A 25,355-nucleotide genomic window follows, 5' to 3' on the forward strand; every position below is an offset into this window, starting at 1 on the left:
AACAGCCCTACTTCATCAGCGGGATCGAGAACTCCGCGCCTTCCTTGACGCCGGACGGCCAGCGCGAGGTCACCGTCTTGGTCTTGGTGTAGAAGCGGACCGAGTCCGGGCCGTGCTGATTGAGATCGCCGAAGCCGGACTTCTTCCAGCCGCCGAAGGTGTAATAGGCGATCGGCACCGGGATCGGCACATTGATGCCGACCATGCCGACATTCACCTTGGCCGCAAAGTCGCGGGCGGCGTCGCCGTCGCGGGTGAAGATGGCAACGCCGTTGCCGTAATCATGCTCGGACGGCAGCGCCAGCGCTTCCTTGTAGTCGTGCGCGCGCACGACCGAGAGCACCGGGCCAAAAATCTCTTCCTTGTAGATCCGCATGTCCTTGGTGACGTTGTCGAACAGCGAACCGCCGAGATAGAAGCCGTTCTCGTAGCCCTGCATCTTGAAGCCGCGGCCGTCGACGGCGAGCGTCGCGCCTTCCTTGATGCCGATGTCGATGTAGCTCTTGACCTTCTCGACCGCGTCACGCGTGACCAGCGGACCATAATCGGCCGACGGATCGATCGAGGTGCCGATCTTCAAGGACTCGACGCGCGGGATCAGCTTTTCCATCAAGCGATCCGCGGTGGCCTTGCCGACGGGCACCGCGACGGAGACGGCCATGCAGCGCTCGCCGGCCGAGCCGTAGCCGGCACCGATCAGCGCGTCCACGGCCTGGTCCATATCGGCGTCGGGCATGACGATGGCGTGGTTCTTGGCGCCGCCAAAGCACTGGCAGCGCTTGCCGGTCTGGGCCGCGCGCTCATAGATGTACTGCGCGATTGGCGTCGAGCCGACGAATCCGACGGCCTTGATATCGGGGTCATCGAGGATGGCGTCGACCGCTTCCTTGTCGCCGTTGACGACGTTGAGGATGCCGGCCGGCAGGCCCGCCTCGATCATCAGCTCGGCGAGCAGCATCGGCACGCCAGGATCGCGTTCCGACGGCTTGAGGATGAAGGCATTGCCGCAGGCGATGGCGGGCGCGAACTTCCACATCGGGATCATCGCCGGGAAGTTGAACGGCGTGATGCCGGCAACGACGCCGAGCGGCTGGCGCATGGAGTAGATGTCGATGCCGGGGCCTGCGCCCTCGGTGTACTCGCCCTTCATCAGGTGCGGGATGCCGCAGGCGAATTCCGCGACCTCGAGGCCGCGCTGGATGTCACCCTTCGCATCGGGAACGGTCTTGCCGTGCTCGCGGGCGAGAAGCTCGGCGAGCTTGTCGTAATCGCGCTGCACCAGCTCGACGAATTTCATCATGACGCGGGCGCGGCGCTGCGGGTTGGTCGCGGCCCACTCGGGCTGCGCTGCGCGCGCGTTCTCGACGGCGGCGCGGACCTCGGCCTTGGACGCCAGCGCGACCTTGGCCTGGACGTCACCGGTCATCGGCTCGAAGACGTCGGCGGTGCGGCCGGAGGTGCCCTTCACTTCCTTGCCACCGATGAAATGTCCGACTGAACGCATGGAATGATCTCCTTGAGGGCGAGCTTGAACGCTTTGACAAATCCTATTGACCTGCATTTTATAGGATTCAAGTCTGAGATATTGCACCATAGATGTGCGAAAATGCTGGATCAAGGTAGCATCGACTGGGACGACTTTCGCTTCGTGCTGGCCATCGTGCGGGGCGGCTCGGTGTCGGCTGCGGCAAAACAGCTCGGCGTCGATCATGCAACCGTGATCCGCCGCGTCGACCGCCTGGAAAAGCACCTCTCGGCCAAGCTGTTCGACCGGCGCAAGACCGGCTACCTCCTGACCGAGGCCGGCCAGCGCGTCGCTGACAGCGCGGAAGCGATGGAATCGACCATCGTCGCCAACCAGGAGCAGGTCGGCGGCTCCGTGGCACGGCTGACCGGCACGGTGCGGATCGGCGCGCCCGACGGCTTTGGCACCGCATTCCTGGCGCCGCGGCTGGCGCCGTTCGCGGACCGCTATCCCGACCTCGATCTGCAACTTGTGGCGACCGCGCGGCTGTTCAGCCTCTCCAAGCGCGAAGCCGATATCGCCATCAGCCTCACCATGCCGAAGGAAGGCCGCATCGTCGGCCGCAAGCTGCTGGATTACCGCCTCGGGCTTTACGCCGCGCCCGCCTATCTCGACCGCTTCCCGACAATCGCCTCGCGGCAGGACCTGCCGCAGCATCGTTTCGTCGGCTACATCGAGGAGCTGCTGTTCACGCCCGAGCTCGACTATCTGCCGCAGGTGTCGCCGCGGATCTCGGCCCGCTTCCGCAGCGCCAATCTGATCGCGCAGCTCAATGCCACCCTCGCCGGCTTCGGCATTGCGGTGCTGCCGCACTTCATGGCGGCCGACTATCCGCAGCTCGTGGCGGTGCTGCCGGAGGAGATCTCGATCACGCGGACGTTCTGGATGCTGATGCACGCGGACAGCAAGGACCTCGCGCGGATCCGGGCGGTTGCGGATTACATCGGCGAGATCGTGGAGCGCGAGCGGGCGTTGTTTGCGGGGCGATAGCACCGGTCCACAGGGTGGGCAAAGGCGCAAAGCGCCGTGCCCACCATCTCTCTCCGATAACGACGAAATCGTGGGCACGCTTCGCTTTGCCCACCCTACGGCATCTCGGCCTAGCTCTGCTTCGCTTTCTTCGGCGCCGTCACCTTCGGCTCGCGCTTCGCGCCCTCGAGCGCGCTGTCCTTGCCCGCTTTCAGCACCTCGTCCGACAGCTCGCTGGAGCCGGCGATGCGCGCCAGCAGCATGGTGCCCGCCATCGTCGCCAGCGTCGCGATCGCCTGCTTGCGCGCTGCCTTGCGCGGCTGGTTCTGGATGTAGCTGGTCATCATCTCGATCATCTCATCGAGCTTGCCGGCGAAGGCTTTGCGCGTCTTCGGGCTCTCACGAGCGATCTCGGCGCCGAGCGCGGGGATCGAGCAGCCATGGCCGGGATTGTCGCGATGCAGCGCGGAGAGATAGGTCTCGACGATCTGGGCCAGTTGCTTCTCCGGCGCGGCCTGATCGGACTGCTTGCGCCAATGCTCCATCGAGCGGTCCATGGCATAGGCGAAGGCCTCGATCACCAGCGCCTCGCGGGAGTCGAAATGCGCGTAGAAGCCGCCATGGGTCAGGCCCGCCTCCTTCATGAGATCGGCGACGCCGATGCCATGGGCGCCCTTCTCGCGCAGCCGCACCGAGGCCTTCTTCACGATCCGGTCGTGGGTTTCCTGCTTGTGTTCCCGGGAATAGCGCATGCGGATCTCATTGGATGTCGAAGATCATCTCATAACACAGAAATGAACCAGGCGGTGCATTAATTCGTGTTTAGACATTGCCGATCATCGAAAAGGTTGCAGTCGCATGGACCGCGAGCGCGCCCTTGCCGTCGCGCACAAAACCCTCGGTGTAGCTGGTCTGGCGGCCCAGCTTGATGATCTTGCCTTCGGCCGAGATCAGCCCGGACCGGACCGACAGCGGGCGGAGGAACGTCATCTTCAGGTCGAGAGTCACGGACGATTGGCCAGCCTCCAGACGTGTCGAAATGGCGCAGCCCATGGCGGTGTCGATCAGCGCCGCCGCCGTCGCGCCATGCAGCAGCCCGATGGTATTTTCCAGATCCTCGCGCGGCTCCAGTTCCATGACGATCCGCCCCGGTTCGACCACGGCCATGACGAAGCCGATCAGCTTTGCGAAGGGCGGCGGCGGCAGCCGGCCATCACGGATGCCCAGCATGGCGTCCATGCCGGACAGCCCCATCGCCACTTTCGCAACCGGCGCCGGCACCTGCCAGTCCACCACGCGCTCGCGCCGCTGCGCCGGCGAAAACAGGTCGAGTTGCTCAAGTTCGGTCATGGCGGCCTCTTTGAATGATGCACGTCATACTATGCCACGGACTTCGCACTGGCAACTCCGCCCTGCCCGCTTGACAAGAAGGGCGTTTCGGCCCGGAAGTGATGCGGACGTGCGCGCCTCGCGCCTGTCCACGAAACCTTCGAGATGCCAAGATGGAAATGCTCAACAATCACTGCGGAGTGACGCGCGATGCGCGCGGCGTCGTTCATGTCGCGATCTGCAACGCCGGCTCGCTCAACATCCTGGGCTCGCCCGTGACCGACGCGGTGCACGAAGGCCTGCAGCAGCTCTCGTCCGACCGCAGCATCCGCGTCCTGGTCCTGCGCGGCCAGAGCGAGAAGAGCATGATCGGGGGCGCCGACATCAAGGAGATGGCCAAGCTCGACCAGAAGTCAGCTGAGGCCTTCATCAGCCGCCTGCGCGATCTGTGCGAGGCCGTGCGCCAGTTCCCCGCCCCCGTGATTGCGCGCATGCCCGGCTGGTGCCTCGGCGGCGGGCTCGAGGTCGCAGCCGCCTGCGACTTCCGCATCGCCACGCATGATGCGCATTTCGGCATGCCGGAGGTGCGCGTCGGCATCCCCTCGGTGATCCACGCGGCGCTGTTGCCGCGCCTGATCGGCTGGGCCCGCGCGCGCTGGCTGGTGATGACGGCGGAGAACATCGACGCGCCAACCGCGCTGGCGTGGGGGCTAATTGATAAGGTCGCACCGGAAGGTGGGCTGGACGCCGCCGTGGAGCACCTGGTGAATGCCCTGCTCGAATGCGGCCCGGAGGCGCTGCGCTCGCAGAAGGCGCTGCTGCGGCAATGGGAGGAATTGCCGCTGACGGAATCGGTGAATTTGAGCGTCAAGGTCTTTGGTGAGTCGTTCCTGACGGACGAGCCGACGCGGCTGATGCAGGCGTTTGTCAACCGGAAGCGGTAGGTTTTCCTGCGGTAGTGAGCCGTCACCGCTCCAAAGGCGGTGTCATGCCCCGCGAAGGCGGGGCATCCAGTACGCCGCGGCCCGTCGGCTCAATCACGACTGCCTCGGAGTACTGGATCGCCCGCCTTCGCGGGCGATGACGGCGGTATGCGGAACGACCACCGCGCCCCCCCAATCGAACGACCAAATCTCATCCGACCCACGACATTTTCTCATCCCTCGCGCGGTTGCATTTTTTGCGTCGCATCATATGATGATCATAATCTAAATCATCATCGCCAGGGAGTTTTGTCATGGCCGAAGCCGCCGATCCCGTCGTCATCGTCTCCGCCGCCCGCACCCCGCTCGGCCGCTTCATGGGCGAGCTGTCGCCGCTTGCCGCGCACAAGCTCGGCTCGCATGTGATTGGCGCCGCGCTGGAGCGCGCCAAGCTTGCGCCGGAGAAGGTCGATGAGGTCTTCATGGGCTGCGTGCTACCGGCCGGCCAGGGCCAGGCGCCGGCGCGGCAGGCCGCGCGTGCAGCCGGTCTGCCCGATGCCACCGGCGCCACCACCGTGAACAAGGTCTGCGGCTCCGGCATGAAGGCGACCATGCTGGCGCACGACATCATTCGCGCCGGCTCGGCCGAGATCGTCGTCTCCGGCGGCATGGAGAGCATGAGCAACGCGCCATATCTGCTCGCCAAGGCCCGCGGCGGCTATCGCGCGGGGCACGACCGCATCATTGACCACATGATGATGGACGGCCTCGAAGACGCCTACGAGACCGGCCGCTCCATGGGCGATTTCGGCGAGGCCACGGCCGAGGCCTACCAGTTCACCCGCAAGGACCAGGACGCCTATGCGATGGAGACGCTCAGCCGCGCCCGCAAGGCGGTCGAGGACGGCGCCTTCAAGGCCGAGATCGCGCCGATCACGCTGGCCGAGAAGGCCGGCCCGCGCATCATCGCCAATGACGAGCATCCGCTGAAGGTGGATCCGGCAAAAATCCCGGGACTGAAGCCGGCGTTCCGCGCCAACGGCACCATCACGCCGGCCGCCTCCTCCGCCAATGCCGACGGCGCCGCCGCGCTGGTGCTGACCAAGCGCTCGCTGGCCGATCGCAATGGCCTGCCTGCCATCGCCGAGATCAAGGGCCACGCTACCCACAGCCAGGAACCGCAATGGTTCACCACCGCGCCGATCCCGGCGATCCGCAAGTTGCTCGAGAAGGTCGGCTGGGCTGCCTCCGACGTCGACCTGTTCGAGATCAACGAGGCCTTCGCCGTGGTGGCAATGGCGGCGCAGCGCGACCTCGGCATTCCCCGCGACAAGCTCAACATCAACGGCGGCGCGTGCGCGCTCGGCCATCCCATCGGCGCCACTGGCGCGCGGCTGATCGTGACGCTGCTGCATGCGCTCGAGGCCAACAATCTCAAGCGCGGCGTCGCGGCGCTCTGCATCGGTGGCGGCGAAGCCACCGCGATCGCGGTGGAGCGGCTGACGCACTAAAGCGCGATGAGATCAGGATGAATCGTCGCGCTTTAGGTTATGGTTTGAGCATGATCTTTTCGGAAAACCGCTGCGCACTTTTCCGGATCATGCTCTAACGCCTGATGTCCTGAATCTCCGATGTCCTGAATTGAGGGAAGTCTGTCATTTCAGACTTCCCTCTTCCGTGCCAGACTGCAACGATGACGCAGGTCTCCCAAAGCCTGCCAACCAAGATTGAGGCCCAATGATCTCGAACTGGCTCGCGGCGGCACTCGGCCGCCGCAACATCCACTACGGCTGGGTGATGGTCGGCGTCACCTTCCTCACCGCGCTGATCAGCGCCGGCACGGTCGGTGCGCCCGGCGTGTTCATCGTCCCGCTTCAGAAGGAATTCGGCTGGAGCACGGCGGAGATCTCCTCCGCGCTGTCGATCCGCTTCATCCTGTTCGGGCTGATGGCGCCGTTCGCGGCTGCGCTGCTCAACCGCTACGGCCTGCGCAACGTCACGCTGGCGGCGCAGCTGATCGTCGTCTCGGCGCTGGTCGCTTCGCTGGGCATGACGCAGGTCTGGCAGCTGATCGCGCTGTGGGGCGTCGTGATCGGCATCGGAACCGGCATGACCGCGCTGGTGCTGGGCGCCACCATCGCAACGCGCTGGTTTGCAGCAAGACGTGGCCTCGTCGTCGGCATCATGACCGCGAGCGTCGCCACCGGCCAGCTCGTGTTCTTGCCGTTGCTGGCAAGCCTCACCGAACGCTACGGCTGGCGGCTTGCGCTCGGCTTCGTCTGCATCGCGCTCGGCGTCTCCGCCCTCGCCGTGCTGCTCGCGATGCGCGATCGGCCGAGCGACGTGGGCCTGCGCCCGTTCGGCGACGAAGGCACGGCACCCCTGCCCGCCCCGCCGGTCAACCACGGCTCGATCACGGGCGTGGCGCTCGGCACGCTGCGCGATGCTTCGAAGTCGAGCGCGTTCTGGATCCTGTTTGCGACCTTCTTCGTCTGCGGCGCTTCGACCAACGGCCTGGTCCAGGTGCACCTGATCCCGATGTGCCTCGATTTCGGCATCCCGCAGGTGCAGGCGGCGAGCCTGCTCGCTGCGATGGGCATCTTCGACTTCTTCGGCACCATCATGTCGGGCTGGCTCTCGGACCGCTACGACAACCGCTATCTGCTGTTCTGGTATTACGGCCTGCGCGGGCTCTCGCTGATCTTCCTCCCCTTCAGCGATTTCTCGTTCTACGGCCTGTCCGTCTTCGCGATGTTCTATGGGCTCGACTGGATCGCGACGGTGCCGCCGACGGTGCGTCTCACGGCGCAGAAGTTCGGACCCGAGCGCGCCAATCTGGTGTTCGGCTGGATCTTTGCCGGTCACCAGCTCGGCGCCGGCACCGCTGCGTTCGGCGCCGGCTTCTCGCGGACGGTCTATCAGAGCTATCTGCCTGCGTTCTTCATCGCCGGCGCGCTCTGCGTGTTCGCTTCGCTGATCGTGCTGGCGCTGTCGCGGCAACCGAAGGCCGAGCCGAAGCCCGCGATGGCCTAGTACCTGATCGTGGTGGTGACGCCGAACACTGCGGCGTCACCGATCCGCGAGAGGCCGGTCGGATCGTTCGGATTCGGGATGCCACCGGAGGGGCGCCACACGTACTGGAAGTAAGGTGCAATCAGCCAGCCCGGCTTGATGTGCGCCTCGTAGATCATCTCGAGCAGGGTCTCGTTGCTGCGCACCGGCCCCGCAACGCCGGTGTAGAAATTCGTATCGACATCGAGATTGCGCGCGGTGTTCGAGATCCGCATATAGGCCATCGCCACGCCGAAGCGGTCGAGCGGACGGCCCGGCGTGAAGCCGACGAAGCCGATGCCGCCGTCGAGATAGAGATCGATCAGGTTGCGGTCCGGCGGGCTGTAGGCGATGCGGCCGAACGCGGTGACACCCGGGAGCGAGGCCGAGGTCGTGTTGTCCTTGACCTCCGGTGGACGGTAGAGCACCTGCTCGATGACGGCGAAGATGCCGTAATTGCCGCGGAGCCTTGCCGGAATGCCGCTGCCATCTGGGTCGGCGATCGACTGCCCTTCCACCGTGAAGCGCTGGCTGTCGAACGAACCATAATGCTTCCACGCGCCCGGCGTGAAATTGCCGGCAAGCGGACGCCCGCCGATATCGATGTCGTAGTTGAAGCGCACCTGCCCGATCACCCAGGGCGGATCGTTGACGCGGAAGGCAAGGCCGTGATGATCGCGCAGCTGCGGATCCTGATCGCCCGGACCGGACGGATCGCCGTTGAAGACCGCGCCGAACAGCGTGACCTGGTCCGACAGCGTGGCCTTGACGCGGATGCCGGGCACCGCGATCGGCGGCGCCGGGCCGCCGGCCGGAAGGTTGCTCGCCTTGATCGCCGGCCAGCCGAAGGTGCCGTTGATGAAGAGGTCGTCGGTCTGGCTGTCGAAGAACTCGACGTCGGCGGCCTGCTGACCGGCCCTGATGTTGAGGCGGTCGTTGAAAAAACTCTGCTCGAAATAGGCGTTGTAGAGCCGCTGGTCCGGCAGCGCCTCGATCTCGCTGATGGTCGCGAGATTCACCACGTAGTTGCGCGAGAGCCCCTGGCCGTAGATCACGAAGCCGTTGGCGTAGAAGCGGCCGCCGGTCCAGCCGACCAGCTTGTCGAGATCGGCATCGATCGACAGGTCGAGGCGGCCGAAATGGATGGCGCCGCGCTTCACGCCGCCGGAAACGTTGGCAATGTTGTCCGCGATGTAGGTGGCGCCGAAATTCAGGCCCTTGTTGGCGAGGCCGTCATGCCACTCGTTGAACCATTTCGGAAACAGCCATTCGGCCGCGCTCTCGTCCTTGGCGCCGGCGAATGCATCCGTGCTCGCCAGGGCGAGCGCAATGGCGGCGGCGCTTTGCAGCAGCAATCTGTGGGCAGTTCCGGTCACGGCAGGCTATTTTTTGAAGATGCCTGTGCGCCGCATGAACAGATAGGCCGCACCGACCGAGCAGATCATCATCGCAGCCGCCCAGATGAAGCCCTCGTCGACGTCGGTGAGCGGCAGGCCCTTGGTGTTCATGCCGAAGATGCCGGTGATCAGCGTCGGCGGCAGCAACAGCGAGGTCACGATCGAGAGCGTGTGGAGGTGGCGGTTGCTCTCCTCCTCGTTCTTGAAGCGCAGCTCCTCCTCGAGCAGGCGGCTGCGCTCGCGCAGCTCGACGATGTCGTGGTCGAGACCGTCCAGCCGCTGCGCCAGCTTGCCGGCATGGATGCGCAAGCTTGGCGCAAGGTGGTCGGTGTTCTTCTGGTCGAGCCGGTGGAACAGCACGCGCAGGCCGGTGAGCTGGCGATGCAGGCGGACGCAGGTCCGGCGCAGGCGGCCGAGATTGCGGCGCATCTCGGGCTTGGCCTCATCGGCGAGAATGCGCTCCTCGATGTCGTCGATTTCCTGGCCGAGCTTGTCGGCCATCCGGTCGAGCGTGTCGGCGACCTCGTCGACGATCTTCTCCAGGAGATGAGCGACATTGTCGACGCGGTAGCCGCCTTCGAGCACGCGGCGCGTCGCATCCGCCGAGCACAGCGCCTGATGGCGGCCGGAGACCAGCAGATGCTCGGTCATGGCGAAGCGCAGGAACGCGGTCTCCTCCGTCGCGCTGTCGATCTCGCGCACGAGATCGGAGAACACGCCGTAGACGCAATGGTCGATGACGTGGAGCTGCTGGAACGTGTCGTTCGACAGCAGCAGCTCGCGCGCGAGCGGCGGCAGCGGCGATGCCGCGATCCACGGCCGCACGCGACCATCTGTCAGGTTGAAATGCAGCCAGAGCCGGCCATCATGAGTGAACTCGATCGGCTGGTCGATCGGAAGCGGCTCGGCGCTACCGTCGCTGTGCAGGCGGAATGCCCAGACCAGGCCGGGAATAGCGGGCTCGGTGTTCCCTATCGCGCTGACAAGCTTTGCCGGCTCAGCCATGGCCAACCCCAACCGTCAACAGATGCCCCGCTCCGGAAGATGGCTGACGGCATCTTCCGGACCCACGCGGGGTACTCAATTACGGCTTTGTTACAGTTTGATGATGGCGAGCCGCCCTACTCGGCGGCCAGCCCCGTCGCGGCGGCTTCGGCTTCCTTGACGTAGTCGTGGACGACGCGGCCGAACGGCAGCGTCAGGTCGGCGATGTAATGGTGCGCGCCGAGGCAACGGCGAACCGGGAAGTCGGCAACCGGCGCATTGACATGCGGCACCAGATGCAGCCGGCCCGGCCCCATCCACGAGCCCTTCGGCACGATGTCGATCAGGTTGATCGCAACGAGCTGGCAGACCTCGAGCCGGCCGTCGACGCCGGGGATCATCTTCAGATTAACTTGCGTCTTCGACAGCGTGGCGCGGGTGAGATCGCCGTTGCCGGCCATGCTCTCGTGCTTGTAGCCCATGGTGCCCATGGCGACGAGCTGGCCGGCGTATTCCAGCGTGCCCGTCAGCGTGTCCTTGACGATCTCGAGTTTCGGATGGGCGTACTTCTTTGGAAAGCCCCAGATCTCGCGGCCGGCGGCGATCGGCGGATCATCGTCCAGATACATCTGCGAGACGAAGTTGACCTCCTCGCCGTTGAGGCGCGCGGGAATGACGAGGCCGGATTCAGTGTAGCTGCCGAAGCCGGAGGAGTCCGGCATCTTGATCCATTCGTAATGCACGATCGACTGGTCGATCGGCTCCAGCGGCTCAGGCAGGCCGGCGCGGATCAGGTCCGGATCGGTTTCGTAGGTGATGACCAGGAATTCGCGGTTGACGAAGCGGTACGGACCGGCCGGATAGCTCGGTCCCGCAGCCGGCATCGACGGAAGTCTCAGCACGTCTTCCCTGCGCATCTTGATCTCCTGTGTGATGCCTCTGTGACGTCCGCGCGCCGGTTCGCGGATATTATGCAAATTGCTAGCCGCCGTCATTGACTGCGATGTGAAGGATTTCCGTCAGCCGCGCGACCTGCCGCCATTCCCGCTGCGGCCAGCATGCATGCGGACGATGCATCGGCGCCGCAATTGTCATCAGGTCGTCACCACCGGACGCAATCGTTTGGAATAGGCAGGAGGCATCGCCCATGGACGCCCGTACGTCGCAACCGACACATTCGACCCACCAGCCCCCTTCGCGCGGCTGGCGGCCCGAGCGCTGCGACCGCGTCGCGCTGGTGCTGCAAGGCGGCGGCGCACTCGGTGCCTACCAGGCCGGCGTCTACCAGGCGCTGCACGAGGCCGGCATCGAGCCCGACTGGGTGTGCGGCGTTTCGATCGGTGCGATCAATTCCGCCATCATCGCCGGCAACAAGCCGGAGAAGCGGCTGGAGGCGCTGCGCATCTTCTGGGAGCGCATCACCAACCGCAAGATCTGGCACTACACGCCTGACGGCGACGTCTTCCGCCAATGGCGCAATCTCTACAGCGCCTGGATGACGTCGGCGATGGGCCAACCCGGCTTCTTCACCCCGCACCAGATCAATCCCTGGTTCAGCCCGGTCGGCGCCAGGACCGCGACCAGCTATTACGACACGATGCCGCTGAAGGAGAGCCTGCTCGAGCTCGTCGACTTCGACCTCATCAACGAGAAGAAGGTCCGCTTCGCGGTCGGCGCGGTCAACGTGCTCTCCGGCAACTTCATCTATTTCGACAACGCCCATGACGAGATTGAGCCGGAGCACATCATGGCCTCCGGCGCCCTGCCCCCGGCGCTGCCGATGGTGCGGATCGGCACCGATCATTTCTGGGATGGCGGCATCGTCTCCAATACGCCGCTGCAGCATCTGCTCGACCAGGAGGACGCGCTCAACTCGCTGGTGTTCCAGGTCGACCTGTTCAGCGCCCGCGGCGTGCTGCCGCGCTCGATCCAGGACGTGATGGCCCGCCACAAGGACATCATGTATTCCTCGCGCACGCGCCACAACACCGACGTCTACCGCCGCACCCACAATCTCAAGGTCCTGCTCTACAAGGCCCTGGCGAAGATCCCGGACGAGCAGCTGTCCGACGAGGACCGCCAGCTCAAGGCGAGCCTGCGCAACATGCCGGAGATCGCGATCCTGCATCTGATCTACCAGCAGAAGGCCTATGAGGGCGACGCCAAGGACCACGAGTTCTCGGGCACCTCGATGCGCGAGCACTGGACCTCTGGCTACGAGGACACCAAGCGCACCCTGAAGCGCCGCGACTGGATCAAGATGCCCGAGGAAGGCATGGGCCTCGTGGTGCACGACGTGCACCGGGAGACGGAGAGCGCGTGAAGAGCGCCTCGCTCGAGGCGCTCCAAACAAAAATTCGAAAACAACCCCATGCACAGTAGCCCGGGGCATGGCGGATCAATGACGTGCCCGTCCCGCAAGCGGATTTGACACGTCGGGCAACACACCGGCATAATGGCACCATCGCAGGACTGTGCGGGACGCCTCTGTCCAGGCTTCAACGGACACGTCGCGGCGTATCATCGCGCGACGCGCAAACACCGGGCTCATGCACCAAAGATCGGTAAGCTGCGCTAGGTCCTAGCGGCACGTCAGCGAAACCTCGGGCCTCAAACTCACTGCGACCCTCACGCACTGCGCCGGTCGCGACCGCCGGCAATCTCCACTGTGCAGCTTCGTCAATGGTGCTGACGGTAATTCCCCGGAATTGCCGTTGCGCCTGCCCCGGTCTGGGATGCGTCATTCAACGCATCCACTTCGAGACAGACGGCTGCCCTGCAGCCGCATCGTACATTGGGTCTGGAGATGATCATGCGCAACATAGCGTCAGTGATGACAATCGTGATCTCGTTGAGCGCGCCGGCTTTGGCCCAGAAGGCCGAGATTGATGCGAACAATGCGAAATGGATCGAACTGTTCAACAAGGGCGATTTTGCCGGGATTGCGTCCCTCTACACCGCCGACGCGATCGCATTCCCGCCCGGCTCCGCGATGGTGCAGGGCCGAACAGCCATCGAGGCCATGTGGAAAGGCATGGCAGAACAAGCGACCGATCCGAAGCTCACAACGGTGGATGTCAAACCGCTTGGGCCTTCCGCGGCACGCGAGATCGGCACGTTCGTCCTGAAGACAAAGGGATCGGCACCGCAGGAAATCACCGGCAAATATGTCGTTGTGTGGGAGAAAGTCGGAGACGACTGGAAGCTCGCCACCGACATCTGGAACGATGGCAAATAGTCGTCTTACGCTTTGCAGGTCCGCTCTGCGCCGCAAGGCATGACAACCTACTGCGAATGTTCGACTGCGATTGCCGTGCGCCGGAAGGATCGCGGCCGTGCCCGGGGATGGCGCGTTGGATCAAAACCGGCGCACCTATTCTTTCGCCGTTGTCATTCGAGACGCCGGCGCTATCGTGCGTATGCGGCACAGCCGCGACATTCATCCGATAATTCTAGTGATGGGAGAATCGCATGAAATTCATAACCACCTGGAGCGTACCCCAAGGCACCTTCAATGCAGCCGTCGCCCGCTTTCTGGAGACCGGAGGCGCGCCACCCGAGGGCGTCAAGATGCTGGGTCGTTGGCATGGCATGAATGGACAGGGATTTGCGATCTCTGAATCGAGTGATCCAAAAGCCATGTATCGTTGGCTCGCGCAATGGTCTGACCTGCTCCCATTGACCGTTACCCCTTGCCTCGAGGACGGAGACGCGGGCGAGGTGATGGCGTCGCTCCCCAAACGGTGACCATCAAGCGTTGATCATCGATACACACGTCGCTGCCGCCGCCGAAACCGGCGGTAGTGACATGCTCGCCAGTGACGACGTCTCAGGACATCATGACCGGGCTTATTGTGTGCCGATGGATAGCGCGTTCCTTCGCAACCGGCTGCAAGTCCCGGGCGTTCGTCGCTGCCCGTCGCCACTCACTTAGGGATGCTCGTTCGCTCCCCTCGGTGAAATAGATGACCCTTGACGATCATTGTGAATGTAACTGCGATGCATAACCAGAGCAGCAGGCTCACCGCCCCGCCAATGAGCAGGCCACGAAAGACGCGTATCCCGTCATCCTCGTCAACGTGCTTCGGGTGCTTGTGACGCGTATGGCGATCGCGTATCGGATCGATTTCACCCATCCGCAATGCAAGGATCGTCCGGTCAAGCACTTCAAGAGGGAATTCAGCCTACCTCCTTCGAGGTACCTCATTCCCGCGATGACAAATGTCGCCCGCTTCACGCGGCCACGGCGAGATTGCGCTCGCGCAGCGCTTCGAACGCCGGCAGCGCGGTCATGTCGTGGAGAAAGACGCGGTCCAGCGTCAGCAGGTCCCGCGTCCCCATAGGTCCTCGCCGTATGGGATTGCCAGATCTTCTCGAACAGCGTTCGCGGCGTGCCCTACTCGCCTGTGATGCCAAGCGCGCGGACAAGCTCGCCCCGCGCCTTGTAGTCGATGTCGATCTGGCGCTTGAAGTCATCCTGGGTGCCACCCATGGCGACCATGCCCTGCTTGTCGAGCCAGGTGCGCATCGTCTCGGTCGCAAGGATCGCGTTGATCTCCTTGTTCAGAGCCGCGATCACCGGCGCGGGCGTCTGCTTCGGCAGCATCAGCCCGATATAGCTGATGATCTTGAAGCCGGGATAGGTCTCGCTGATGGCCGGCACGTCCGGCAACGACGGATAGCGCTGCTCCGACGTGACACCAAGCAGCTTGATCTGGCCAGCGGTTGCCAGCGGCTCCACGGCCGTCGGTGCGCCGAAGATCAGCGGTATCTGCCCGGCCAGGAGGTCGCTCACGGAGGCCGCCGTTCCCTTGTAGGGAATGTGGGTCATGGTGAAGCCGCCGGATTTCTGCAGCATCTCACCGGCGAGGCGATGCGGCGTCGAAGCGCCGGCGCTGCCAAAGCTCAGCGCTTGCGGCTTCTGCTTGCCGAAAGCGACGAGCTCGGCGACGGAATTGGCCGGCACATCCTTCGCCGCAGCCAGCAACAGTGGTGACCAGGCGACGCTGACGACCGGCTCCATCGCTTTCGAAAGATCAAAATGGTTGCTGGTGGCGAGGTGCGGATCGATGGTGAGCATCGCATCCGTCACCATCAGCACCGTGTATCCATCCGGCTCCGCTCGCGCCGCCGCCTGCGCGGCGATCATGCCGTTGGCACCGGTCTTGTTCTCGATGACGACGGAGATCTTGAAGGTGTCGCCGAGCTGCTTGCCGATGATCCGTGCAAGCGCATCAGCCTGTCCGCCCGCGGAATAGCCGACCAGCATCGTGATCGTCCGCGCGGGATAGGCTTGTGCCCTTGCGGGCTCAACCATCGCAACCAGCCCAAGCAGCGCGATCGCGCTTGCCGGAATACGCGCCTTCCGTTGAAGCAGCGTACGGGACATCATGATCCCTTCCCTCCCTGTTTGCAGATGGTGGCTCAGCCACTCTTCTTTTTATGCAGGCATGTTCGCGGACACGCCCAATATGCCGGCGGCGCGGAGATCGGCGATCTCGGGCGCCGAATATCCGGCCGCGCCGAGGATCTCGTCAGCGTGTTCGCCGACGCGAGGCGGCTGGCGTTCGAGGCTCGGCCGGTCGCGCGCGTCGCCGAACTCGACGGGCAGCGCCGGAATTCCAACCAGCGGCCCGCCGCCAAATCCGGCGATCGCCGTTGCCAGCAGTCCGCCATTGGCCAAGAGATGCGGATCGACCGACAGCTCATCCGGCCGTCCCACCCGCGAATACGCCACGCGGGCCGTTTCGCATTTGGCGAGAATCTCCTCGAGGGGCAGTCGCGTAATCCGCCGCTCCAGCTCGGGCAGCATCCATTCGCGCGCTTCGCATCGATTGGCGTTGCCGAGGAGCCTCGGATCGTCGCGCCAATCGCCGAAGCCGAACGCGTCGCAGAAGCGTTGCCAGTGCCCGTCGGAGGTGCATCCGATGAAGACCTGGCCGCCATCCGAGGCCGTGAAGACGTCGTACACGCCCCAGGCATTCTTGCGGGCCGGCATTGGCGGCATCGGGCCGCCGATCACGGCGCTGCCGACGACGAGCGCGCCGAGCATGAAGGTCGCGCTCTCGAACAGCGAGCTCGAGACCTTCTGGCCCATGCCGGTGAGGTCGCGTTCGCGCAGCGCCGACAAGGCCGCCACGACGCCGAAGACGCCGCCGAGGATGTCGATCACGGGCGCGCCCGCGCGCAGCGGCCGGCCGGGCGGGCCCGTCATATAGGCAAGGCCGGATTGCATCTGCACGACTTCGTCGAGCGCGCCGCGATTTTCGTAAGGGCCTTTCAGGAAGCCCTTCATCGACAGGTACACGAGCCGCGGGTTGACCTTGCGCAGATCGTCCCAGCTGCACTTCAGCCGCTCGATCGTCCCGGGTCCGAAATTCTCCAGCACAACATCGGCATCCCTGACCAGCCGATGCACGATCGCCTGCCCCTCCTCGCGCTTCAGATCGATCGAGATCGAGCGCTTGTTGCGGTTGTAGGTTGCGAAGAAGCCGGCGGCGAAGCCCGGCAACCGGCGGGTCGGGTCGCCATCGACGGGCTCGATCTTCACGACGTCGGCGCCGAGATCGGCAAACAGGACGCCCGCGCACGGCCCCATGATGGTGTGGCCGAAATCCAGCACCTTCAGTCCGGCGAGCGGCTTTGCGGAGGTCATGCGCTCGCCCTCCGCCGCAACGCTGCGAGCGTGCCCGATCGTAGCGCGGCGCTTGGCAGCCGGTGCCCGACGATCCGCTCGGCAAGACGTCCCGCCTCGATCAGCGCCTCGATGTCGAGACCGGTCGCGATGCCCATTTCCTCGCACAGCAGCGCCAGCTCTTCGGTGGCAATGTTGCCGGGCGCCCCCGGCTGGCCGGCGAACGGACAGCCGCCGAGCCCCGCCACCGCGGCATCGAACGCAGTGACGCCAAGCCGCAGCCCCTCATAGGCGCAGGCGATGCCCTGGCCGCGGGTATCGTGCAGATGCAAGGCGATCCGTAAGTTATCCCAGCGGTCGCGTACGGCGCCGACGGCCGCGGCGACCCGTCGTGGGGTGGCCCAGCCCATCGAATCCGCAAGCGACACCTCGCGCACCTCGATGCCGGCCTCGCGCGCGATGGCGAGACCGTCGGACACCGTCTCGACCACCTTGGCAGCCGGCACGTCCCCGCCAAAATTGCAGCCGAACGCGGCCATGATGATGATCTTGGCAATCGGTACGCCCGCCTGCCGGTGTGCGCGCACATAGTTTCGCATCGCCTCGATCTGCCCGGCGCGATCACGATTGAGATTGCGACGTGCGAACGGCTCGGAGGCGCTCAGCGAGATGAAGCCTGCAAGCGTGAGCTTTTCCTTGAACGCCAAGGCGCGCTGCAGACCGCTGTCGTTGAACCAGAGCGCCGAGTATGCGACGTCTGCACGCGGGCTGAATCCCGCCACCACCGCCTCGGCGTCGGCCCAGCCCGGCACGTGCTTGGGATTGACGAAGGAGGCAACCTGAATGCGCGAAAGACCGGTCGCCGAGAGCGCGTCGATCAAGGCGATCTTGTCCGCGGTCGCGATCGGCCCCGGCTCGATCTGAAAGCCCTCGCGCGGCCCCTCCTCGGTGATGACGATCCTGTTCGGCAGATCCATGCCGCGACGCTCCCGGAGCCGTTCTTGTGGGTTCTGGCCGGAGCTTGCCGGGAGGCGCGACATCTGACAAATATAATATGAAGATCATCGTGTTCTGATTATTAGATCGATAGGAAGACGTGCGATGGCGCTCGGATTGCGGCAGATCAGATATTTCATCGCGATCGCCGACGCCGGCGTGCTGTCGCGGGCGGCCGAGACCCTCAACATCGCGCAGTCCGCGCTCAGCCATCACGTTGCGGCGCTCGAAGCCGATCTCGGCGTGAAGCTGCTGGAACGGCGGCCACGCGGCGTCGCCCTGACCGCGGCCGGCCGCCGTCTCTACGAACATGGCAGCGCGGTGCTTGCGAGCCTCGGCAAGGCCGAGGAGGACGTGCGGAGCTTCAACGAGGCGGCGACCGGACCCGTGAGCCTCGGCCTCAGCCACACCGCGATCTCGATGGTCGCCCTCGATCTCATGAAGGCGGTCCGCAAGCACTCCCCCGGCGTGCATCTGAGCGTCGTCGAAGCGCTGTCACCGGCGCTGATCGAGCGCGTCCTCTCCGGCACAGTCGATCTCGCGCTGGCGTACAATCCGCCGCGGGATGCCCGCCTCGACGTGACGTGGCTGCACGAGGAAGACCTCTACCTCGTCGGGCATCCGAGCCTGATCGGCCGATCCTCCGCGCCGATCGCCTTCTCCGCCATTCCGCAGGGGAGCGTGCTCGGGTTGACGCCGATTCCGGCATCACGCGCCATCATCCAGACCCAGGTGCTGCGCAACCAGATTATCCCGAGCGAAACACTCGAGGTCGATTCGCTGTCGGCGCTGCGCATGGCGCTCGAAGCCGGCCTCGGATGCGCGATCCTGTCCCGCGCAACTGTCCTTGCGGACATCGCGGCGGAGAAATATCACGCGCGCCGCATCGTCGATCCGCCCCTCTCGCGTTCGCTTGGACTCGTGGCTCTCGCGGACCGGCCGCAGACCAAGGCCTTCCTCGAGGTCCGCAAGACCGTGACGGAGGTCGTCCGCACGGCCGTCGACGAACGGCGATGGCCAGCAAAGAGGAGCGAGCGGCAAAAGCGACGGCGTGGTGCTGCGGCCTGATCCTTGATTGCGAAATCGCACGACTGATGCTCTCTCTGCCAATGCGCGACATGGCGACCGGCCGCGGCACCGAGCTAAACTATGGGCGCGCCACGAGGCTCCAGCGCCACGCCAAGAACACAACACGCCATGGAGACGAGAATGCTCAAAGTCGTACAGGCCTTCGACCGAAAAGAGATCGCCGAGCTCGCCAGCGACGGCGCCGCAGCGCTGGAAGCGAAGTACGAGACTGCGCGAAGGCTGCTCGCGGACCGAAAGGCCTGGCTGAAACCGCATCAGCGGATCGCCATCCTCCACAAGCTCGCCGATCTCGTTGCCGAGAAGCGGCAGGATTTCGGCCTTCTGATCGCGCGCGAAGGCGGCAAGCCGCTGACGGATGCATTGATCGAGACGGATCGGGCGATCGACGGCATCCGCTCGGCGGCCGACTTTCTGCGCACCCGCGCCGGGGTCGAGATCCCCATGGGCCTGACGCCCGCGAGCGAGGCCCGGCGGGCATGGACCATCAAGGAGCCGATTGGCATCGTCGCGGCGATTTCGGCCTTCAACCATCCGCTCAACCTGATCGTTCACCAGCTCGCCCCGGCGATCGCGACCGGCTGCCCGGTGATCGTCAAGCCGGCGGGCACGACGCCGCTGTGCTGCGTGGAACTGGTGAAGCTCATTCACAAGGCGGGCATGCCGGAAGGCTGGGTTCAGACCTTCCTCCCGGAAGATCACAGCCTTCCGGAAAAATTTGCGACCGACCCGCGCGTCGCCTTCCTCAGCTTCATCGGCTCGGCGCGTGTCGGCTGGCACCTGCGATCGGTCATCACTCCCGGCGCGCGCTGCGCGCTGGAGCACGGCGGCGTCGCTCCCCTCATCATCGACCGCAGCGCCGATCTCGAGAAGATCATCGAGCCGGTCGTCAAGGGCGGATATTACCACGCCGGCCAGGTCTGCGTGTCGGTCCAGCGCATCTACGTCCATTCTGCGCTTCAGAAGGAATTCATCGACAGGATGGCGGCGCGGGTCGAGGCCCTGAAGGTGGGGGATCCAACGCTTGCCGAGACCGAAGTCGGGCCGCTGATCACGCCAAACGAGGTCGCGCGTGTCGAAAGCTGGATCGCCGAGGCAACCTCGGCCGGGACGCGCCAGATCGGCGGCGGACGGTTGAGCGAGACGACGCTCAAGCCCTCGATCCTCGTTTCACCGCCCCGCAATGCGAAGGTCTCGACGCTCGAAGTGTTCGGGCCGGTGACCTGCATCTACCCGTTCGATCACATCGACGACGCGATCGCCGAGGCCAACTCGCTGCCCGTCTCGTTCCAGTCCGCCATCTTCACGCGCGATCTCGCCACAGCCCTGGATGCGGCAGAGCGCCTCGACGCGGCGGCGGTGATGATCAACGACCATACGGCGTTCCGCACCGACTGGATGCCTTTCGCCGGCCGCCGCGTCTCCGGACACGGTGTCGGCGGCATCCCCTACACGATGCACGAGATGACCGCGGAGAAGATGATCGTGTTCAAGTGAACGCTCGTCACCAGCGCGGACGACCGGCTCTGTCCTCCGCCGGTGTGTGGCCGCGACCTGTTCAGCAATCAGCTGTTACAAACCGGAAGGACACCGCGACTGGAGAGAGGACCGCCGCCAGGTGCTCGGGGAGTGTCAACGACCGGGTTCGAGGCGACGGTCCTCAGGCGCGAGAACTTGGGGAAATTCCAGGGCCTGAGGCGAACGATAACGGCCGCCGTGCCGCTTCGCCAAGCGGAGAAGGATTGCTGCGTATGGAGAATTGTTGCGCATGAGCAGCGATCGAGGCCGAGCGATCGAAATCACTTCGAAATCACCTGGCCTCCTTGTTCAATTCGATTGCGACCTCCGACATCCAGGAGCCCGGCGCCTCCATCAGGAAGGACTGATGATTGCTCTTGGTCTGGATCGTCACCAGCGCGGCCACGGTGTTGCCCTCGATACGCGCCTCGATCAGGCCGTCCTTGTTGGTGCCGTAGACCTTGCCGCCCTGCCGGTATTCGCTCTCGAACCAGTTTCCGGACAGCTCCGTCCCGCTCTGTTCGATGTTCGCGGACAGAACCATCTTGTACGCATCGCTGGCGCAGCGCAGGTCAAGCGTCAACGACCGGCCCGGCTTCGTGACGTTGTAGGCGACCTTGCAGCGGACCTTCTCACGCGGGCCATCCGACGGCTTCATCGTGCCGATGCCCGACCACGCGCCGGCGAGGCTATCGAACACCGGCTCTGCGCGTAACGGGCCGATGCCGGCGAGCGCGAGGCAGGCGGCGCCAATGCCGATGCGCGCCGCCGAAAACTTGAAAAACATTCTGCCAATCCTGATCCATAAAGTCCGCCCGCGTCCTAGGCCCCGATGACCGCAGGATGTTGACGAAGATATTTAGAAATGTTGCGGAGATTGCCTGAAACGTTGCCGGGCAAGGTGCGTCAATCGGTGATGAAGCCGATATCGCCGTGGTGGCCTCCCGCCGGCCCCGTTCGGCCGTAGATGCGACTGATGTTGCCGATCAGATTGGCTTGCGGGTCGCTCGCGGCGACGAAGCCGTCGTCCGGCCGCGACAGCTCTCTCGGGCTCACGGCGCGGACGAGGTAAGGCGTCACGAGAACGACGAGCTCGGTCTGATTGTTGACGAAGTCCTGGCTGCGGAACAGCGCGCCGAGCAGCGGCACCTGCATGAGACCGGGCAAGCCATTCACGGCGCGCTTCGTCTGGTCCTGAATGAGGCCCGCGATGGCCATGCTCCCGCCGGAGGGAATCTCCAGCGTGCTCTCGGCCCGGCGCGTCTTGATCGACGGGACGGTCAGGGAGTTGGTGGTCGTATCGCTCACGGCCTGGGACAGGGTTATCGAATTCTCGTTGGAGAGGTCCGACACTTCGGTGGTCAAATGCAGGCTGATGCGGCCTTCCGCCAGCACCACCGGCGTGAAGCTCAACGACATGCCGAATTTCTTGAAGCTGATTTGCGTGGTGCAGACATGGGTGGTGGGGTCGCAGGAATAGCCTGCGGGAACGGGAAACTCGCCGCCGGAGATGAAGGTCGCGGCCTCTCCCGAGATCGCCGTCAGGGTCGGCTCCGCCAGGGTGCGCACGACGCCCGCCTTCTCCATCGCCCTCAGCGTGGCCGTCGTTCCGCCGGCGGACAGCGACACGTTGTTGCCGTCGACAAGGTTCTTGCCATAGGCCGTGAAGGGATTGGCGTTCGTCAGGCTGACGACCGACGTGCCCGAACTGAGGCTCGTGCTGAGATCGACGCCAAGCTGCTTCACGATCTCGCGCGAGACCTCGGCAACCGTCACCTTCAGCATCACCTGGTCGCGCCCCCGGACCGTAATCGAGTTGACGACCTTGTCAGCCCCGCCCGTGAGGCGCGCGGCGATGTCGTTGGCCTGCTGGGCTTCGAGGGGCGTCGCGGCGATGCCGGTCAAGATGACCCCATCGCCGACGCCGTCGATCTGGATGTAGGCCGCCGGAAGCGCCTGCTTCAGCGCGGCGCGGACACCGTTCAGGTCGCGCTTGACGGCAATGTCATAGGCAACGATCGGCTGGCCGGCCGCATCGAAGAACACCACGTTCGTCTGCCCGACAGCCGCGCCGATGATGTAGGCGCGCTGCGCCGATCGCAGCACGACGTTGGCGATCTTGGGGTCGGCGACCAGCACATCCTTCGTATCGCGCGAAAGATCGATCACGAAAGACTTTCCGACGCCAAGGGACATGAACTTCGCATCTAGCTGGCCGGCCGCCTCTCCTCGCCTCGGCGGTCGGTCGTCTGCCGCCCCGGCCGCAGACGACAGTCCGCAGCAAGCGGCGGCCAGGACAAGCAGTGCCGAAAGCCGGTGCCGGGAAACACGCGGCGATGGCCTGGCGCCAAACGTAACCATTGTCCTCAACGTCGTGTCTCCTGAAAGACGCCACGGGGCCCTCACGGTCGGCAAGGGCGCCCATGGCGGTCGATGCGGCTTGAACGAAGCGGGCCAGGCGTTCAGGCGCGTCCAAAACAACGGAAACAAAATTGAGGACGGCGATACACGCCGGAAAAAGATGCCTAAATCCAGCCCGAATGCCGTTAGACTCGCCCGCCCCAAACGTGGACAATGGCCGAAAGCGCTTCGCGCGCGCAGTGCACACCAAGATGCGCCAGAGGAAACAAGATGCCGGCTGCCTTCCCGTCCTCCATACCCGCCATCCCCACCGCCCCCTTGACCGCCGAAATGCGCGATGCGCTGCGCGCGATCGTGGGCGACAAGGGCCTGATCGAGGATGACCACGGCAAGCAGCCTTTCGTGACGGACTGGCGCGGCCTGCTGGTCGGCGGTGCCGGCGCGGTCGTGCGTCCCGGCAGCACCGCGGAAGTCTCGCAAGTGGTGCGGCTGTGCCATGAGCACGGCGTCGCCATCGTGCCGCAGGGCGGCAACACCGGCCTGATGGGCGGAGCCACGCCCTGGCCCGCGCACACCGGCATCGTGCTGTCGCTCGGCCGCATGAACCGCGTGCTGGAGGTCGATCCCGTCGGTTATGCGATGACGGTGGAGGCCGGCTGCGTGCTCCAGACGCTTCAGGAGACCGCCAGCCAGCACGACAGGTTCCTGCCGCTCAGCCTCGGCGCACAGGGCTCGTGCATGATCGGCGGTAACCTCTCGACCAATGCCGGCGGCGTGCAGGTGCTGCGCTATGGCAATGCCCGCAATCTCGTGCTGGGCCTCGAGGTCGTCCTGGCTAATGGCGACGTCTGGGACGGACTGCGCGCGCTCAAGAAGGACAACACCGGCTACGACTTGAAACACCTCTTCATGGGCGCCGAAGGCACGCTCGGCATCATCACCAAGGCCGTGCTCAAGCTGTGGCCGGCGCCGAAGGACGTCTGCACGGCATGGCTGGCGATCCGCGATCCGCGCGCGGCATTGGAGATCCTGTCAGACGCGCATGCGGCGTCCGAGGACAATGTCGGCTCCTGCGAGCTGATGAGCCGCAGCGCCATCGACATGGTGCTGCGCCATATTCCCGGCACGCAGGACCCGCTGAAGGCGGAGACCCCATGGTACCTCCTGCTCGAATGGTCGTCGTCGCGCCCGCGCCAGGACGGCGCTGACGGCATGTCCGAGAAGCTGGAGCAGTTCCTCGCCGATCAGCTCGAGGCCGGCCGCGTGCGCGACGCGGCGATCGCAAGCACGGTCGGTCAGTCCCGCAACATGTGGCGCATCCGCGAGAGCGTCGCCGAGGCCTCGCGGGCCGAAGGTCCGGGGCTCAGCTACGACGTCTCGGTGGCGATCTCCAAAATTCCTGATTTCATCGACAAGGGGCTCAAGGCCGTGCTCGACATTCTTCCGAGCATTCGCCCCTACCCGCTCGGGCACATCGGCGACGGCAATCTGCATTTCTCGTTCATGGGACCCAAGGGCATGGATCAGCAGACGCTGAACCAATACACGGCCGCGATCACGCGGGCAGTGAACGACCTCATCACCTCGATGGGCGGCTCGATCTCGGCGGAGCACGGCATCGGCGTCGACAAGCTCGACGAGCTCAGCCACTACCGCTCGAAGACCGAGCTCGACATAATGCGCACCATCAAGCGCGCGCTCGATCCGCAGAACATCATGAATCCCGGCAAGGTGCTCCGGCTGTGATGACGCCGGGCACCCGCCATTGTCTCAGCCGCGCGGGTTGACGATGGTGTAGCCCCGCAAGGAGCGTGCGTGCATGCGCGTGGTGTGCCCGCCGGAATTGGCGTCATACGCCATCCACATGTCGCCTCCGAGGTGCTGCTCCAGGACGAAGACATGCCCGCGCCTCGCCGCGACCATCCCCGGCGCCGGCGCCGTGCGCGGGAAGCGCAGCCAGTTCGAGGCGAGATTCAGTTCCGGCACGACACGACCGAACACGCGTAGCGACGCGCCGCAGCCGCAGAACGATGAGGGGCAGCCGGCCGGTCGGCCGCCGACGATGCGCTCGCCGGACGCGACGATCGTGGTGGCGGTGTTGCCTGCATCGGTCAATGTCATTTGGGTTGAGCGATAGGCTTGCAACGAATGCCTGGGTGCCCGCTCGCGGCGGGTTTGCGAATACGAGAAGTCGCAGGGCATGGTGACGTTGCATTCAGACGCCTGGAGAGCGCGATAAGGCCGCGCTTCCGAGGCCGCGGAAGTGACGATAACGATGATGAACGCAGAAACAACTTGTTTGATCATTGCAGGACTCTGAGTTGGAGGGTCCTGCCCCGCTCGGGAGAGATCAATAAAGGTTTGGCCGAAATGGGCCTAAAGGGCGGCGGAAAAACCGCTTCAACTTGGGCACTTAACTTAGATTATGTTCAAACTGTCCGGTTCGCGGCGCAGTTTTGAAAGTGCCGTGGATCGAGCTTGAGCTGCGGCGAGGCGGAAGAGCTCCGCGCCGAAGCCGACAGTGCAAGGACCGACCGCAGCGCGGATGCTGCGGTGTGTTCGTGACAAGCGGATGCCCGCCC

Annotated in this window: 22 protein-coding genes; 10 read left to right on the forward strand and 12 right to left on the reverse strand. The window is 64.8% G+C overall.

The features are described from left to right. Positions 1–7: 7 nt before the first annotated feature. Positions 8–1,504 (reverse strand): CoA-acylating methylmalonate-semialdehyde dehydrogenase, encoded by a 1,497-nt coding sequence (locus tag BRAGE_RS0119010; protein ID WP_027557438.1) that lies wholly within the window; start codon positions 1,502–1,504, stop codon positions 8–10. Between the two features lie 102 nt (positions 1,505–1,606). Here BRAGE_RS0119010 and BRAGE_RS0119015 point away from each other — a divergent pair, with 102 nt between their 5' ends. Beyond that, complete coding sequence (locus tag BRAGE_RS0119015; RefSeq protein WP_027557437.1) at positions 1,607–2,515, forward strand: LysR family transcriptional regulator; 909 nt, start codon at positions 1,607–1,609, stop codon at positions 2,513–2,515. 110 nt (positions 2,516–2,625) lie between these two features. Here the strand turns inward: BRAGE_RS0119015 and BRAGE_RS0119020 are convergent, their stop codons facing one another. Both BRAGE_RS0119020 and BRAGE_RS0119025 read right to left on the reverse strand, forming a co-directional pair. Beyond that, entirely contained in the window at positions 2,626–3,246 is a 621-nt protein-coding gene (locus BRAGE_RS0119020) for a TetR/AcrR family transcriptional regulator (protein ID WP_027557436.1), read from the reverse strand. Positions 3,247–3,316: 70 nt separating this feature from the next. Next, the gene (locus tag BRAGE_RS0119025; protein ID WP_027557435.1) at positions 3,317–3,844 is read right to left on the reverse strand and encodes a PaaI family thioesterase; all 528 of its coding nucleotides are present in this window, start codon (positions 3,842–3,844) and stop codon (positions 3,317–3,319) included. A gap of 152 nt (positions 3,845–3,996) precedes the next feature. Between BRAGE_RS0119025 and BRAGE_RS0119030 the strand changes: the two genes are divergently transcribed. The 3 genes from BRAGE_RS0119030 (at position 3,997) to BRAGE_RS0119040 (ending at position 7,779) form a co-directional block, all read left to right on the forward strand. Next, the gene (locus BRAGE_RS0119030; RefSeq protein WP_027557434.1) at positions 3,997–4,767 is read left to right on the forward strand and encodes an enoyl-CoA hydratase; all 771 of its coding nucleotides are present in this window, start codon (positions 3,997–3,999) and stop codon (positions 4,765–4,767) included. A 293-nt stretch (positions 4,768–5,060) separates the two neighbouring features. Then, the gene (locus BRAGE_RS0119035; RefSeq protein ID WP_027557433.1) at positions 5,061–6,257 is read left to right on the forward strand and encodes an acetyl-CoA C-acyltransferase; all 1,197 of its coding nucleotides are present in this window, start codon (positions 5,061–5,063) and stop codon (positions 6,255–6,257) included. Positions 6,258–6,483: 226 nt separating this feature from the next. Then, entirely contained in the window at positions 6,484–7,779 is a 1,296-nt protein-coding gene (locus BRAGE_RS0119040; protein WP_027557432.1) for an MFS transporter, read from the forward strand. Here the strand turns inward: BRAGE_RS0119040 and BRAGE_RS0119045 are convergent. The 3 genes from BRAGE_RS0119045 to BRAGE_RS0119055 all read right to left on the reverse strand — a co-directional run bounded on the left by BRAGE_RS0119045 (position 7,776) and on the right by BRAGE_RS0119055 (position 11,095). Continuing rightward, positions 7,776–9,173, reverse strand: a complete 1,398-nt coding sequence (locus tag BRAGE_RS0119045; RefSeq protein WP_027557431.1) for a carbohydrate porin — start codon at positions 9,171–9,173, stop codon at positions 7,776–7,778. The genes BRAGE_RS0119040 and BRAGE_RS0119045 overlap by 4 nt on opposite strands. Positions 9,174–9,179: 6 nt before the next feature. Beyond that, a complete protein-coding gene (locus BRAGE_RS0119050) occupies positions 9,180–10,199 on the reverse strand; it encodes a transporter (RefSeq protein WP_027557430.1) in 1,020 nt (339 codons plus the stop codon). A 116-nt stretch (positions 10,200–10,315) separates the two neighbouring features. Further along, positions 10,316–11,095, reverse strand: coding sequence for an acetoacetate decarboxylase (locus BRAGE_RS0119055; protein ID WP_027557429.1), 780 nt, complete (start codon positions 11,093–11,095; stop codon positions 10,316–10,318). Positions 11,096–11,325: 230 nt separating this feature from the next. On the opposite strand from BRAGE_RS0119055, the gene BRAGE_RS0119065 reads away from it, so the two are divergent. From BRAGE_RS0119065 to BRAGE_RS0119075, 3 genes are all read left to right on the forward strand, one after another. Next, complete coding sequence (locus BRAGE_RS0119065) at positions 11,326–12,501, forward strand: patatin-like phospholipase family protein (protein ID WP_027557428.1); 1,176 nt, start codon at positions 11,326–11,328, stop codon at positions 12,499–12,501. A 489-nt stretch (positions 12,502–12,990) separates the two neighbouring features. Next, positions 12,991–13,416: a YybH family protein gene (locus BRAGE_RS0119070; RefSeq protein ID WP_231164346.1), complete on the forward strand. Its 426-nt coding sequence runs from the start codon at positions 12,991–12,993 to the stop codon at positions 13,414–13,416. 233 nt (positions 13,417–13,649) lie between these two features. Beyond that, positions 13,650–13,925, forward strand: a complete 276-nt coding sequence (locus tag BRAGE_RS0119075) for a DUF3303 domain-containing protein (RefSeq protein ID WP_018319867.1) — start codon at positions 13,650–13,652, stop codon at positions 13,923–13,925. A gap of 649 nt (positions 13,926–14,574) precedes the next feature. Here the strand turns inward: BRAGE_RS0119075 and BRAGE_RS48875 are convergent. From BRAGE_RS48875 to BRAGE_RS0119100, 3 genes are read right to left on the reverse strand one after another with little or no spacing between them, the layout of a single operon-like run. Next, positions 14,575–15,570, reverse strand: coding sequence for a Bug family tripartite tricarboxylate transporter substrate binding protein (locus tag BRAGE_RS48875; protein WP_051377941.1), 996 nt, complete (start codon positions 15,568–15,570; stop codon positions 14,575–14,577). A 48-nt stretch (positions 15,571–15,618) separates the two neighbouring features. Then, the gene (locus BRAGE_RS0119095; protein WP_027557425.1) at positions 15,619–16,833 is read right to left on the reverse strand and encodes a CaiB/BaiF CoA transferase family protein; all 1,215 of its coding nucleotides are present in this window, start codon (positions 16,831–16,833) and stop codon (positions 15,619–15,621) included. Continuing rightward, a complete protein-coding gene (locus BRAGE_RS0119100; protein ID WP_027557424.1) occupies positions 16,830–17,789 on the reverse strand; it encodes a hydroxymethylglutaryl-CoA lyase in 960 nt (319 codons plus the stop codon). Before BRAGE_RS0119100 ends, BRAGE_RS0119095 begins: the two co-directional genes overlap by 4 nt. Positions 17,790–17,913: 124 nt before the next feature. Between BRAGE_RS0119100 and BRAGE_RS0119105 the strand changes: the two genes are divergently transcribed. Both BRAGE_RS0119105 and BRAGE_RS0119110 read left to right on the forward strand, forming a co-directional pair. After that, positions 17,914–18,876, forward strand: a complete 963-nt coding sequence (locus BRAGE_RS0119105; RefSeq protein ID WP_027557423.1) for a LysR family transcriptional regulator — start codon at positions 17,914–17,916, stop codon at positions 18,874–18,876. Positions 18,877–19,017: 141 nt separating this feature from the next. Further along, positions 19,018–20,391, forward strand: coding sequence for an aldehyde dehydrogenase family protein (locus tag BRAGE_RS0119110; RefSeq protein WP_027557422.1), 1,374 nt, complete (start codon positions 19,018–19,020; stop codon positions 20,389–20,391). Positions 20,392–20,704: 313 nt separating this feature from the next. Here the strand turns inward: BRAGE_RS0119110 and BRAGE_RS0119115 are convergent, their stop codons facing one another. Both BRAGE_RS0119115 and BRAGE_RS0119120 read right to left on the reverse strand, forming a co-directional pair. Continuing rightward, positions 20,705–21,199: a hypothetical protein gene (locus tag BRAGE_RS0119115; protein WP_027557421.1), complete on the reverse strand. Its 495-nt coding sequence runs from the start codon at positions 21,197–21,199 to the stop codon at positions 20,705–20,707. Between the two features lie 119 nt (positions 21,200–21,318). Further along, entirely contained in the window at positions 21,319–22,773 is a 1,455-nt protein-coding gene (locus BRAGE_RS0119120; RefSeq protein ID WP_027557420.1) for a type II and III secretion system protein family protein, read from the reverse strand. A 270-nt stretch (positions 22,774–23,043) separates the two neighbouring features. Between BRAGE_RS0119120 and BRAGE_RS0119125 the strand changes: the two genes are divergently transcribed. Continuing rightward, the gene (locus tag BRAGE_RS0119125) at positions 23,044–24,519 is read left to right on the forward strand and encodes an FAD-binding oxidoreductase (protein WP_027557419.1); all 1,476 of its coding nucleotides are present in this window, start codon (positions 23,044–23,046) and stop codon (positions 24,517–24,519) included. A 24-nt stretch (positions 24,520–24,543) separates the two neighbouring features. On the opposite strand, the gene BRAGE_RS54650 is transcribed toward BRAGE_RS0119125, so the two are convergent. Then, positions 24,544–24,894, reverse strand: coding sequence for a hypothetical protein (locus tag BRAGE_RS54650; RefSeq protein WP_322596979.1), 351 nt, complete (start codon positions 24,892–24,894; stop codon positions 24,544–24,546). Positions 24,895–25,355: the final 461 nt, after the last annotated feature.

The organism is Bradyrhizobium genosp. SA-4 str. CB756 (assembly GCF_000473125.1).
Classification (GTDB): Bacteria; Pseudomonadota; Alphaproteobacteria; order Rhizobiales; family Xanthobacteraceae; genus Bradyrhizobium; species Bradyrhizobium arachidis.